Below are 13049 nucleotides of genomic sequence, written 5' to 3'. Positions count from 1 at the left end.
GGCGAAATCAACGGCCGGCTAACCTGCAATCGATCACCAGCGGGACTTTGCCGCTGTGCTTGTTATGTTCGAACCGCTCAACCGGGCAGTGCTCGACGTCCAGAACCAGCAACCCGGCGTTGACCGACGTGCGCAGCGCTGCGAGGCCCAGCACCTGGCGCCGTACCGTTTCGGCGTCGCCATCGGTACGAATCAGCAAACGCTCACCGCCACAGCCCGCATGGCTCAGAACGATCTGGATGGCCGTCTGCGCGTGCTCGGACAGGTCCCGGGTATTGATGAACTCCGTGGCGATGCGCACCAGTTGGCCGTGGCGCTCGCGCAGCTCGAATCTGGGCGACTCCAGGCCACACGCGCATGGGCCGGGTAGCCAGCGCCCTAGGTCGCCGACTTCGTATCGCTGGAGCGGGCGCGCCTGGCGTACGCGGGAGGTGAACAGCAAGCGCCCGATACCATCAGGGCCGACCGGCGTATCCCATTCCAGGTCAACGATTTCCAAGGATTGGATATCCTCCATCAGATGAAACACACCGTCGCCGCTGGCTATGCAGGCATGCCCGAGGGGGCCCGCATCGACGCTGCCGTAGATTGCCGAGCGAACGCAGGTGACGCCGCATTGCTCGAACAGGAGACGACAGTCCTGCCCCAGGTGTTCGCCACCAAGCATGATCTTGCGCACACCGCCGTAGCCTTGAAGGACTGATTGCTGGCTTGAGAACAGACGATGCAACGTGCTGGGCATGCCCATGAGCGTGTTGATTCGATGCTCGACGATCAACTGCGCGATCTCTGCAAAGTTGTCATCCGGCGGCGCACTCATCGGGTAATGCACGACATCCATCTGTTCGAGGATCTTGGTGAAACTGAGGAACCCGCCGTACAGGCTGCCACCATAGAACAGGTTCATCACTCGATCGTACATCGGGTCGAGTCCCGCGGCGCGCAGCCCATCGGCGGCGGCCCGCATGTGGCGGTCGAAATCACGATGGCTGTAGGGGGACAAAACCGGCGCGCCGCTGCTGCCGCCGGAACGGAAGAACAGCTGTGCCTGAGGGGCCGGGGGCAGCGCCACGAACGCGGCTTTGTCCATGATGGGCGTCGAAGGGGTCAGCGCCAATGGGCTCGCGGCGGCATCCAGCGTGACGCGATGGCTGGCAATGCCTGCATCAAGGCTGACCGATACCCGGCGACTCAATCGTTGCAGCCCATAGACTCCATCGTGGGGCTCGCCGTCGTAACCTTGCTGGATTTCTCCCGTGGAGGTCACCCGGCCAACCCCAGCGGTCATCAGGCGCCGAACCAGCCCAGGAGCGCGTTCCGGCTCGCAGATGAGGGCGCAGCTCTGCAGCACATTGCGCCATGGCAGCAAGGTTTCGGCGAGCAGCACTTGCGGCATCGGCCGTAGCAGCAGCGTGCGAAACAATGGCGAAGGTTGCAGTGCGCGGTGGTGCTCCCAGAGAATGCGCCAGCCATTGCCCGTCCAGACCTGGCCGGTTTCGTTGGCAAAGCTGAAGTCCAGGCGGGCCAGTGCCGTACGGGTGGTGATCTCACAGGCTTCGGCGGCGGTGGTCTCCAGGGTGGGCCAGCGCCCGGTCCGGCGTTCGAACGCGGCGGCCAGGGCGCTTCCCACTGCGTGCAATTGCCCAGGATCATCGCTGTCCACCAGCAGCCATTGCGGGCTGGAGCAGGCCTGCTGGTCGAGGCGGCAGACTTCGTCCACCAGCGCATCCAAGGCCTGCTCGCTGGCGGCCAGAGGCGTGATATAGGCGAAGCTGATCCGGTGGCCCCAATCGATCCAGCGACAACCCGTTGGAATGCGCTCGCGCAATGCCTTCAAGGCAGCTTCGCCGCCCCAGGCACTGACGCCATTGGCAACGGCAAAAAGACGCCCGGTTTGTTCAGAGGGCACCGGCAATACCGCCAGATAACCACGTAACCGGCCGCCTGGATCGCACGCCAGGAACGCCGCTAGGAGTTGCGCTGTCAGGTCGCCCTCGCGGGTGCTGGGGCGCAGCCAATTGACGTTGCCCGCAAGTAGGCCCTCCAGCACCGCGCAAAACCCCAGCAACGGCGAGTTGCCCGGCGTGACATGGACCACCAGGCCCAAAGGCTGCCAACTCTCGAAGGGCCCGCCGCAATAATCGATTCGCCGTAGCGAACGTGCATCGACGCCCAGCTCCCGTTCCAGCTTGAAGCTCAACGACTTGCGGGCGCAGAAAGCAATCAGGGCCTGGCGCTGGTCCTCGTCCAGCAGCGGGCTTCGGTCTGCCGCACGCAGCCATTGCGCGAACGCCTCGGCACAGTCGATAACCTCCTCGCTGCGAGGTGGCGTTTCCAGCAAGACGGGCAGTTGCGCTTGGAGGCGTTCAAGCGCTGCATCGAGCGGCAGCCCGGCGTTCAGTTGGCCGTTGATGAGGTACATATCAGTTTTCCTTGATCAATTCGGCAGCGGCCATGGCGCAGCTTCGGCTGGCACTGGTGCCGGCCCGGCCATGCAGCTCGAACCACTGGGTTTGAAGGCCGCACTTGCAGTTGGCCGGGTGCAGGGTCGCCAGATCACTCATCACCACGGCGTGCGCGGGGCTTGACGAGATGTAGGGCGAAACGAACGACAACAACCCTGGCTCGCCGAACGGCTGGACACTGAAGTCCGAGGGGTGGCGTATGTAGACTTTGGAATAGACCGGCACGTGGAACCGATGATGGGCGCACTCGATGTAAGGCACCGCGTGCTCGACCGCACCGTAGCCGTCGCGGCAGCGTTGGACCTCGATGCCGAGTTGCTGTGTGATGCGCTCGTAAACGTGACGTCGGGGGATTTCCTCGGCCGCCTGTTTCTTCCAGCCGCCGCCCAGGAAGACCAGCGAACCGGCGGCGAGCTTCAGGTCTTGTATGCCGGTTTCACGCATGCGCTCAAGCACATGCCAGAGCAGCGCCGGAAAGCCGAAGATGCGCACCGGCAGGCCCTCTTCGGCAAAAGATTGCAGAGTGCCGATGGCGCCGAAGACGTCGAATTCGTGGCCTTTTCCCGTGCATCGCAAGGCGTAGGCGATCCGATTGGCCGGTGCGAAGCGGCACAGGAACTGGTCGGTGTAGGCCGTGCCCAGGCGATTGGCCGCTTCGGGCTCATGGCTGAAGAGCAAGTAGTTGCACGGCGAGTCGGGTGTCGACCAGCCGTAATACTCAAAGATGTCTGCCACCATGCCTTGGGCCGCCGCCATGCTGCGCTCGTCGTAGCGCATGCGGCTTTTCTGCCCGCTGGTGCCCGAGGACGTGAGTTCCAATGCACCTTCGGCGGTGGGGCTGAGCAGCAATCGCTGCTTGAAGTAGCTGGCGTAAATGGGCGGCAGGCGCGACCAGTCAGTCAAACGGTCCAGGTCGTCGGCCCGAAGCCCGTTGGCGTTGAGCCAATGTTCGTAGCCTGGCGTGTGGTGGCTATGGAACAGGCTGATTTCAGCCATGGCTCTGTCGAACAGCCCCGGTGGCAGCGAATCGCCGTCATACGGCTGGGGCCATGCGCACAGCGCATCGGCATGGGGAAAGTGAATCATCGGGTCATCCTATGGGAAGGCAAATCAAGGGAGAGCAGCGGGGCGCGAGGTGAACAGGCGCAGCACGACAGGACAGCTGAGCCCGGCGATGCCGACCATCAGCGCGAAGGACTCAAGGTTCGCCCCGGCACCCAGCAGCGCCAACAGCGACCCTGTCGCGCTCATCACGGCGATGGAGATCATCCCGACCATGGCCGAAACCAAGCCCTTGCTATCGTCGGTGGCGAACAGGGCCAGTCGATACAGCGCGGCATTGCCCATGCCGAGCCCGATGGCATACAGCGACAGCCCACTGACCAGGACGGGAACGGACAGGGCGAACTGACTGCCGGCCACCAGCGCGGTCAGGCCTGTACACAACGGCCACAAGCTGTAGCGGACCACCCGATGCACCCCAGCCCGTTCCACCAGGGCGTTGAGGACGAGATTGCCGAGGATGACCGCCGCGAAAACCGGAATCTGCCAAACCCCATACGCCAAGGGGGACAGGCCTTGTCCTTGGATCAACAGCAGGGGCGACAGGCCGATCCAGGCAATCAGCGGCAGGCTCATCAACCCCAGCGCAACGCTGGCCGACATGAAGCCACCGTGGCCCAGCAGCGCTGCGTATCGCCTTACGAGCGAACGCAGGTCAAACGGTTCGACGACCGGTGTTCCAGCATGCGCGCCACGGGGCGTCCGCGGCATGAACCCCCACAAAGCCAACCAGCTGACCACCCCGAGGCCGGCCAGCAACATGAACAGCTCGCGCCACGACAGCCACTGCAGCAGCAGCCCGCCCGCCAAAGGGCCTAAAAGCGGCGAAAGAAGGGCGAGATTGCCCAGCATGGCCATGACCTTCACGGCGGCGGATTCGCAGAATATTTCCTGTATGGCGGGGTAGCTGACTGCAATCACGAAGCCCAGCCCCATCCCCTGGACCAGGCGAAGCCCATTGAAACCCTGCATGCCGGTGACCTGGGTGATCGCCACGCATGCCAGCACGAACCCGGCACACCCCACGAGCATGAAGGGGCGCCGCCCATGACGATCCGACAACGGGCCGATCAGCCAAGGCAGCAAGACGCCGCCCAGCAGGTACAGGTTGAACGCGTGGGGAATCTGATCGGGGGATGCATCGAGGTCCTGGGTCACGGTGAGCATGGCGGGCATGATCAGGTCGCTGGCCATGTAAGTGAGGAACTCGAAAAGGGCGATGGCCAGGCAGAAACCCGTCAGGCGAACGGGAGTAAGAAAAGTGGGCGGATTTGGCATGGGTTCCCAACGTCGGTTCTCAGAAAGAAGGAAATTTCTTCTTTTTCGAGAGTACGTTGGCGAGATCTAGGGTCGAAAGACGACTTTTCCCATAATGAGCCAAGGAAAGTAGACGGGTAGGTGTGGGAAAGGTCTCTTTCGTTGCGCGAATATGCCCAGGCGGTTGTACCATGCGATCCTGGCTGCCTAGCCACCTTGCCTATGGTGGAAGAAACGCAAGGCTAGGGGGCAGAACGGAAAACTTCAGGAAACTGGCAAATGACTCATTCGCAACGTTTGAAATACTCGATTCTGGTGGTTCTCGTCGTACTGGCGATCATGCTCGGACTGTCCTGGATGCAAGGCAAGGGCATGATCAGCGAGCAGCTGTTTCAATACATCGCCATTGCCGTGGCGGTCATCGTCGTGGTGATCAACGGCGTGATGCGACGCAAGGTCAAGCCTTGAGCGCCGCTCATTCTTCGGTGTTGAGCAGGGCCACGGCCTGGTGGTGCAAGCTGTAGCTTTTATCCGAATTGAGCGTGACCACGCCTTCGCCGCACAGGCGCTTTAGCACCTCACGCACGCTCAGAAAGGACAAGGGAATGTCCAGCCCCAACAATTGGCTATGGACGCCGCGTACACCCAGCCGGCGGTTTTCATCGGCGGCCTTGAGCAAGGCGTCGATGACCTTCAAGCGAATCAGGCTCGTCCTGAGCCCATAGCTCTTGAGCAGACGCTTGATCTGCTCGTTGCCGCCTCGTTCCGCTGGCCCAGGGAACGTACGGTTTGTGGCTGTCATCGTGACACGGGCCGATCCTGGCTTGCCCTCCATGGGCATTTGCGCGTTATGCATGTAAAGACTCCTTACCAGCCTGACAGAAAAGATCATCAACGCTCTCCTGTATAGGACGAACGAGGGCGGCCAATCATGAGGACGTGGGTGTGAAAAAAATGCCTGGATACCGTCAAACCCCGGTAGAAGCGGCTTGCCAACCGATTAATTTTTTTTCATCCGGTTCGTCCCCAAGGTAGGCACATCCGCGTTGAAGCGCGGCGCATGTGAACTTCCAGGCCGGGGCGGACGTACAAGGGCGTACCGGCGGCCGTCCTGGTTTTTGTACGCTATCGATCAGGAGTGAGTGTGGGAATGTCCGGGCAGTTATCGAGGTTTTGCCTTGCCGGTGTCTTGCTGGGGATGTCCCTGGGCTTGAGTACCGTTGTCAGCGCACGAGGCGAGGCCGGGCAGGCCACTGCCGAAATTCGTCGCACCAGTTTTGGCGTGCCGCATATTCGCGCCCAGGATGAGCGGGGGTTGGGATACGGCATCGGCTATGCGTACGCCCAGGACAACCTATGCCTGTTGGCCAATGAGATCGTGACCGTCAACGGCCAACGCTCGCGCTATTTTGGTCCGGAACAGGGCACCGTCGAGCAACGCGAGAATCGTGCAAGCGACGTGTTTTTTGCGTGGCTCAACACGCCCCGGGCGGTTTCCGGTTTCTGGCAGGCGCAGACGCCCCAGGTACAGCAGTTGGTGGAAGGTTATGCCGCCGGCTACAACCGCGCGCTGGCTGAGCGCAAGGCCAAAGGCCTGCCGGAACAATGCGCAAGCGAGTGGGTGCGGCCAATCACCGCGCTGGATATTGTCAAGCTCACCCGGCGCCTGTTGGTGGAGGGTGGCGTCGGCCAGTTCACCGAGGCGTTGGCCGGGGCGCAGCCGCCCAAGGCTACGGCAGACGCGGGGGGCTCGGCGTCCGGTTTCGCCATCGCGGCGCAACGGCAACAGCGCTTCGCCCTGGAGCGCGGCAGTAACGCCCTGGCTATCGGCAGCGAACGCTCGTTCAATGGGCGCGGCATGCTGCTGGCTAATCCGCATTTCCCGTGGGTGGGAGGCATGCGTTTTTACCAGATGCATTTGACCATCCCCGGAAAGCTGGACGTGATGGGCGCGGCGTTGCCGGGCCTACCGATGATCAATATCGGCTTCAGCCGGCACTTGGCCTGGACCCATACCGTCGATACGTCCAAGCATTTCACCCTGTATCGGCTACAACTGGACCCCAAGGACCCGACTCGCTACCTGGTGGATGGCAAGTCCGTTGCCATGAGCCAGCAAACGGTCACGGTGGACATCAAGCAGGCCGATGGGCAGGTCAAGCCGCTCTCCCGTGTGGTCTACGGTTCGCAGTTCGGACCGATCGTGCAATGGCCCGGGAAACTGGATTGGGATAACCGGTTCGCCTATAGCCTGCGGGACGCCAACCTGGAAAACGACCGGGTGCTGGCGCAGTGGTACGCGATGAATCGAGCCGTCACGCTCAAGGATCTGCAAGAGGCCGTTCATGGCATTCAGGGGATTCCCTGGGTCAATACCCTGGCCGTTGATGACCAGGGACAAAGCCTCTATATGAACGTCTCGGTGGTGCCCAACGTCGATGCCGGCAAGCTTGCCCGATGCAGCGACCCCAAGGCCGGGCTGCGGCTGATCGTGCTGGACGGTTCACGCGGCGAATGCGCCTGGGATGTGGACCCCAAGGCGGTGCAGAAGGGTACCTATGCGGCGGACAAGCTCCCGCAACTGTTGCGCCGCGATTATGTGCAGAACTCCAACGATTCGGCGTGGATGGTCAATCCGTCGCAGCCGTTGTCCGGTTATTCCCCCGTGATCAGCCAGCAGGACCTGCCACTGGGCCTGCGGGCGCGTTTTGCCCTGGACCGACTGGGACAACTGGAAAAGGCGGGGCCGGTAACGGTGAGCGATTTGCAGGGCATGGTCATGGACGACCGGGTATACCTGGCCGATCAGGTCATGCCGGACCTGCTGGCTTTCTGTGCCGCGAAGCTGGGGCCCGACGCACCGGCCCTGACGCAGGCATGCAGCCAGCTCAAGGCCTGGGACCGTACCGCCAGCCTGGACAGCGGCGTGGGGTTCGTCCATTTCCAGCACATCATGCAGGCATTGCAGGCGGCGCCGGGCATCTGGCGGGTCGCGTTCGACCCGAACGATCCGCAACATACCCCGCGCGGCCTGGCGATCGAAGCATCGCCAGTGGCTGATGCGCTGCGCCAGGCCATGGTCGCATCGGTCCAAGCGGTGGACGCTGCGGGACTGCAAGCGGATAGCCAATGGCGGGACGTGCAGGTGACCCGCAGCGGCGACCGCCGGATACCCATTCACGGTGGACCGGGCGAGCTGGGCATCTATAACGCCATCCAGAGCATGCCGGGCGCGAACGGCCAGCGGGAAGTGGTCAGCGGCACCAGTTATCTGCAAGTGGTGACGTTTGACGGCAACGGACCCAACGCACAGGGACTCTTGGCGTTCTCACTGTCCAGCGATCCTTCATCGCCCTATTCGGCGGACCAGACCCAGGCATTCTCGAAGGGGCAATTAAGTGTGCTGCCTTTCTCTGAACAGCAGATCAAGGCCGACCCGCATTACCAGGCGCAGACCATCCATGAGGGCGCGCAGGCGGGCAGGGTGGCGACGCAATAGCCGTGGGAGCAATCAGGCCGCGTCCCCAAGGGAGGCGGCCTATGTCAGTTTCGGGTAGGACGAGCGATGGCGTTTAATACCAGGTTGCCGTCGCTGTTCTGTGTCAGGTACACCGGCAAGACCTTGGGCAGCGAAGGCACCAGGTTCTTCACTTCGTTCAGGTTGTAGTTTCCACCGATGCGCAGAGTGCCCGTTGCGTTGTCCGCCAGCATCACGGGACGGTCGAGGTAGCGGTTGATCAGCGGCAGCGCGTCGGACAGGGCCAGGTTATCCAGCACCAGCTTGCCACTTCGCCATGCCAGCGAGCTGTCATCGAGGGCGACGTCACGAACCTTCGGCTGGAAATCGCCAGCCCTGTAGCTCGCCTGCATCCCAGGTGACAGTTGCTGGCCGCCCGCTTTGGATGCCCGATGGCTGGTTACCCACACGGAACCTTCCACCAGCGTAACCCGCACTTGATCCTGGTACATCCACACGTTGAAACGGGTCCCGGTCACGCGCACCTGGCCCTGGCCTGCCCGAACGACGAAGGGGTGGCGGCTATCGTGGCGGACATCGAAAAACGCTTCGCCTTTTTTCATCGTGACCCGGCGTTCGTCCTTGTAGTTGGCAAACACCAGCTCGCTTGCGAGGTTGAGCTCTACGTGACTGCCGTCCTCCAGAGTGATGTGACGCACGCTCGAACCTGCCTCGAATCGCTGGTAGGCGTTGGGCAACCACCCCATGTTCCAACCGGTAAAAGCAGCCAGGGGCAGGCCGAGGGCAAGCACCGTCGCCGCGATCGCCATGGAGCCTGCGCGAGACCGCGGGCGCTGGGTCGCAGGGATGGCCATTGGCTCGACGCGCGGCAGATGCTCGGCAACGCCCCAGATTTCCAGCATGGCTGCGTATTCAAAGGCGTGCAGCGGATCGGCGTCGTGCCATTGCTTGAACGCCAGCCGTTCGGCATCCGTGCAGTCGTCCGCGTGCAGACGCATGCACCAATGCGCGGCCGCATCGGTGATGGCATCGTATTCGGCTTGCGGGAGTGTACGTTCGGTCATGGGCTCTTCCTGGTTTGCCGCATTCTAACCCTCGGGGCCCATTGCCGAGAACAGGGATGATGGCATTTGCACGGCATGCATCGGTTTTCCGTTGGTCAGACGTAGGAGCGTCCAGGTCCGGGTCGTACTGTCGCACACATGCCGTGAAAAAAAGATCAACGGCCTTGGCATGCCCACGGCTCAACGCACTCAAGTGGAACGCGATGGACTCGGATCGAGCTGGCGCCCCAATTCACAAATCAGCAGCGTGACCGAATCGGCGTTACGGAGTATGACGTCGATGCGCTTGTCCGGCAAAACCGGATTCAAGAACGCGTTTCGTGCTTCGTCCATGCTCCGTGTGTCGGTGACTTTCAAAATGGCCTTGGCAATGTCTTTATACATTGGCAACAACTCCAGCCTCTTGTAACTGTTGTCGGTACTGTCCCACTGTCTGAACAGCTTGGATTTTGCCGTGCCCAGGGAAAGCCCATTGAGTTGCAGCTCCTTCTGCGTGTCATAGCGTGTTTGCCCCAGGTGGGTCGAGGTTGAAATCAAGTCGGGAAACGGCAGCGCAGCGTCCAGGTAGATGATGTCGATCGTGTCGATGAGCTGATGGGATATCTCGTGGATAAGCGTCGCGCCTTGGGCATGCGCGTCGACGTTGAAGAACGCCGGCACCACGGTCTTGTACCAGTCCAGCCCCGGTTCGAAGAAAAACTGCGTCAGGTAGATTCGCCCGCGGGCCGCAGGTTCGAGCACAAATGCGGTTGCCCGGTCTTCCAGGTATTTCAAATTGCCAATGACGATACGGCTGGCGTTCTGCTGTTCCCAGGTGGGGTCGGCCAACGCCCTGCATATCGGGAAAATGGCGGTCTCCACTTTGCCGATCAGGGCGCTGTCGACCTGTCGGACCCCAAAGAACGACATCAGGAAGCTATCCAGCCGAGAACCTGGCAAAGGCTGTTTTTTGAACTGCTCTAGATTGAGCAAGGCGTTCAGCGAATAGAATCTGGCGGTTTCCAGTGCCTGTACGATGACGTTGGCGCGATAAGGAGACTTCTTGCGTATCTCAGCCATGCCGCGCGCTTCGATGTTCAAGGATCCCTTTGCCTTGAAATCGCTATAGGTCACCGCCATTTTCGACCCCGCCTTGCCAAAACGAATGGTCTGTCGCTGTGGGTCGATTGCCCATGTCGTTTCGTCGGCGCTATACCTCAGCAACGGGCCTTCGTCATCACCGTGGATAATGCGCCAGCCCCGGCCGGCCCTTGCCACTTGATAGACCTTGCCGGCCAGGGGCACGTAGAACTTGCCGCCGTCCTTTGATTCATAGGTGCCGTCGGCCCGGTTCTGCTGGAGCGCCCAGAGGCTGATGCCTATGGCTTCGAAGGCCTGTAAGTCGGTGCGCAGTGGCGCGGTGCAGGCGATTTCCTGCCACCCGGGCGTCGAGGAGCTGCTTGGCGAGGCCGGTTCGGCGGGATCGAGGAGGCCGAATGTATCGTCGCGATTGAGCAAACCCAGCGACACCATTTCCGCGGCGCCGGCGATGAAATCATGCAGGCCGGTTTTCCAGTCGTGCTGCTGCAGGGCTTCGGCCGAACCCTTGAAGTCCTGATAGCTCTCCCAAAGCGTTTCCAGGAACGTCAACCTGGCCGGTAGCTGCCTACCCACCAATCCGATCCCAGAACTGAACAGGTGCAGCACCGTTGCCCAGTCGAATGGGCGATGGTCCTGGTTCTTCGTCCCCAGCATATCCAGTAGCAACGTCGCGTTGTCGTTGTACAGGGTTTCGAATACATCGGTGTCGATCGGATTCGAAGCGAGGGTAATCTCCGACAGTTGCCCGAGGGTGGCGGCAAACAGATTCCGGAAGGTGGCTCGCTGGTCTTCGGGCAGCCGGCGGACCAGCAGGTCCTGAAGCGCGCCGGGGGCATTGAGGGCGGCGACGATGCTTGGTTCATCCTTGAACTCGGCCAGCGAATGCCCCTCGTGGTAGGGAGCATATAAAACGTGAGGGTCCGCCGGATCGGCGCTCGAGCTGATCACATAGAGCCCGAGCGCCCTTACCGCGGCGGCGCCGCCGGTCTTGATCAGTTCCAGTGGACGTATGAACGCACCGGCACCCCTGACCGCTCGACGGGCGATGGCGTCCGGCATGTCCAGGACTTGGAGGATCAAGTCGAACGCCTTCGGGGAAATGTGCTGTTGCAGAAGACGTGAGTGAGCGTATTGCAACAATTGCCATGGCAGCTGCTGGCGAAAGCGTCGCTTCCTGGGCTGGACATCGGAAATTGCGCCGCAAAGCGCTTGTTTCACCTGATGTTTGTAAGTGCTCTGGATATCGAGCGACGACAACATCTGCCGCACCGCCAGTTCGTTCAGGCTGTCTGGCAATGATTGCGTGGAGGTCGAGAAAACCTTGAAGCCCTTGCTGGTGACATCGATGGGGTGCAAGGCAAAGTCGGTCAATGAACTGGCAGGGCCGACCACCGCCAGGTTTGGCGTGATCTGGATGGTTTCGGGGTTGAGTCTGTCCTCGGGGAAACGTGCGTCCAGCAGTGCTTGCAGACGATTTTGCACGTAGGTACGCAGGGGTTCGATGCCGTCCAGGTAATCCTTGCCATCGGCTACGCTGCTTTTGTATTGCTCCAGGATCTCGACGTGCAAACGTTGATCCTCGAGGGGGGCAGCGCCGAGCCAGGCGGGCAGTTTCTGCCTGTATTTGCTGGCCTGGGCGATAGCCGTGGCGCGTTTCAGGTTGGTGGGCGCTCCTTTTTCCAGCAGGGCTTCAAGACCGTTGGCCAGTGCCGAGCGGGTCAGTTGCCAATCCCCGCTTTTCAGGGCACTCAGGTAGGCGTACTCAGTCTCGAAAAGGTGGATGAACGAGGTCATTCGATTCATCAGAACGTTGTCTTCGATCAGTTCGTAGGTGTCCAGTTGATAGCGTCGGTGGGGCTGGCGCTGGGCGGGGGGAAGGTTGGACAGCAAGCCAAATCGCCTGCGGGAATCAAGCAGCTGCCGATTCAATTGTCGAGTGGCCAGGTCGACCGAGGCGAATGCCTGTAGCCCGTCGGCAGGTGTCCAGACGATCGCCATGCCCGAGTACGGCGTATCGAGGCCACCACGCTCGGTCAATAGAAAACAGTTCGCCAGTGGCAGCGAGATGGCGACGCCGGACGATGCGCACGTCAGTTTCAATGAATAAACGTCTGGCCGGAATCCCCTGACACCGATGCGCCGCCGGCGATCCGGGTAGTCGGGGTCGAAGGCGAACACCGTCGTGATCAGTTCATGGGCGATTGTCGGCAGCGTGGCGTCGATCGAGCGTAGATCAGCCTCTGCGCGAATCCCCACTGAAAACACATTGGTCAACTGTGCAAGCAATTGCCTGAGTCCGTTTTGAAGCGAAGACCGGAGAAACGATGGCAGCCTGCAAAATTCGCTAGCGAAGGCGCCTTCCACATCAATGTAGCTCTTGGCCTTTCTTTCCATCTGATCGGCCAGGAAGTTGGAAAGTCGCAATTTTCCATGGAAAGCGGGTTGGGTCCCCCAATGTCCGGCGGTCTTTTGATTGAGTAGCTTGTTGCTGATGAAGGCTCGTATGTCGAGGGCCTTGTCGACGAGTGCATGGACATTCACCCGGCCCTGGCGGGACATTTGCAGCGCATACCGCAGGTTGTGCGTCTGTTTGTCGATGATCGCGCCAGCCAATGAATCAGCGATAGGCATGTCTATCGGTTC

The 13049-nt window shown here is 61.3% G+C and carries 8 protein-coding genes; 2 read left to right on the top strand and 6 right to left on the bottom strand.

The features are described 5' to 3' along the window. Positions 1-7 precede the first annotated feature (7 nt). Genes J3P76_RS13665 through J3P76_RS13655 form a run of 3 tightly spaced genes read right to left on the bottom strand, consistent with a single transcriptional unit; the run spans position 8 to position 4805 of the window. Positions 8-2422, bottom strand: a complete 2415-nt coding sequence (locus J3P76_RS13665) for an acyl-CoA reductase (protein ID WP_434700847.1) — start codon at positions 2420-2422, stop codon at positions 8-10. 1 nt (position 2423) lies between these two features. Further along, positions 2424-3551, bottom strand: coding sequence for an acyl-protein synthase (locus J3P76_RS13660; RefSeq protein ID WP_434611236.1), 1128 nt, complete (start codon positions 3549-3551; stop codon positions 2424-2426). 24 nt (positions 3552-3575) lie between these two features. After that, on the bottom strand, positions 3576-4805 hold the full coding sequence (locus J3P76_RS13655; protein ID WP_434611238.1) for an MFS transporter: 1230 nt from the start codon (positions 4803-4805) through the stop codon (positions 3576-3578). Positions 4806-5063: 258 nt separating this feature from the next. Between J3P76_RS13655 and J3P76_RS13650 the strand changes: the two genes are divergently transcribed. Next, positions 5064-5252 (top strand): hypothetical protein, encoded by a 189-nt coding sequence (locus tag J3P76_RS13650; RefSeq protein WP_186631798.1) that lies wholly within the window; start codon positions 5064-5066, stop codon positions 5250-5252. Between the two features lie 7 nt (positions 5253-5259). On the opposite strand, the gene J3P76_RS13645 is transcribed toward J3P76_RS13650, so the two are convergent. Further along, a complete protein-coding gene (locus J3P76_RS13645; RefSeq protein ID WP_434563878.1) occupies positions 5260-5640 on the bottom strand; it encodes a fe2+ zn2+ uptake regulation protein in 381 nt (126 codons plus the stop codon). Positions 5641-5934: 294 nt separating this feature from the next. Between J3P76_RS13645 and pvdQ the strand changes: the two genes are divergently transcribed. Further along, on the top strand, positions 5935-8283 hold the full coding sequence (pvdQ, locus tag J3P76_RS13640; RefSeq protein WP_434611240.1) for a bifunctional acylase PvdQ: 2349 nt from the start codon (positions 5935-5937) through the stop codon (positions 8281-8283). 44 nt (positions 8284-8327) lie between these two features. Here pvdQ and J3P76_RS13635 read toward each other — a convergent pair whose 3' ends face one another. Continuing rightward, positions 8328-9326, bottom strand: a complete 999-nt coding sequence (locus tag J3P76_RS13635) for a FecR family protein (RefSeq protein WP_434611243.1) — start codon at positions 9324-9326, stop codon at positions 8328-8330. 189 nt (positions 9327-9515) lie between these two features. Beyond that, positions 9516-12200, bottom strand: coding sequence for a dermonecrotic toxin domain-containing protein (locus J3P76_RS13630; protein ID WP_434635642.1), 2685 nt, complete (start codon positions 12198-12200; stop codon positions 9516-9518). Positions 12201-13049 lie beyond the last annotated feature (849 nt).

Source organism: Pseudomonas sp. D1-36 (genome assembly GCF_051132205.1).
Lineage (GTDB): Bacteria > Pseudomonadota > Gammaproteobacteria > Pseudomonadales > Pseudomonadaceae > Aquipseudomonas.
The sequence above is the reverse complement of the archived record's forward strand: the minus strand, read 5'-3'. Positions and strand labels throughout refer to the sequence as shown.

Bases quoted from the DNA above. Each gene is read 5' to 3' on its own strand.
- J3P76_RS13665 (WP_434700847.1), bottom strand. From the start codon at position 2,422: ATGTACCTCATCAACGGCCAACTGAACGCCGGGCTGCCGCTCGATGCA.
- J3P76_RS13660 (WP_434611236.1), bottom strand. From the start codon at position 3,551: ATGATTCACTTTCCCCATGCCGATGCGCTGTGCGCATGGCCCCAGCCG.
- J3P76_RS13655 (WP_434611238.1), bottom strand. From the start codon at position 4,805: ATGCCAAATCCGCCCACTTTTCTTACTCCCGTTCGCCTGACGGGTTTC.
- J3P76_RS13650 (WP_186631798.1), top strand. From the start codon at position 5,064: ATGACTCATTCGCAACGTTTGAAATACTCGATTCTGGTGGTTCTCGTC.
- J3P76_RS13645 (WP_434563878.1), bottom strand. From the start codon at position 5,640: ATGCATAACGCGCAAATGCCCATGGAGGGCAAGCCAGGATCGGCCCGT.
- pvdQ (WP_434611240.1), top strand. From the start codon at position 5,935: ATGTCCGGGCAGTTATCGAGGTTTTGCCTTGCCGGTGTCTTGCTGGGG.
- J3P76_RS13635 (WP_434611243.1), bottom strand. From the start codon at position 9,326: ATGACCGAACGTACACTCCCGCAAGCCGAATACGATGCCATCACCGAT.
- J3P76_RS13630 (WP_434635642.1), bottom strand. From the start codon at position 12,200: ATGACCTCGTTCATCCACCTTTTCGAGACTGAGTACGCCTACCTGAGT.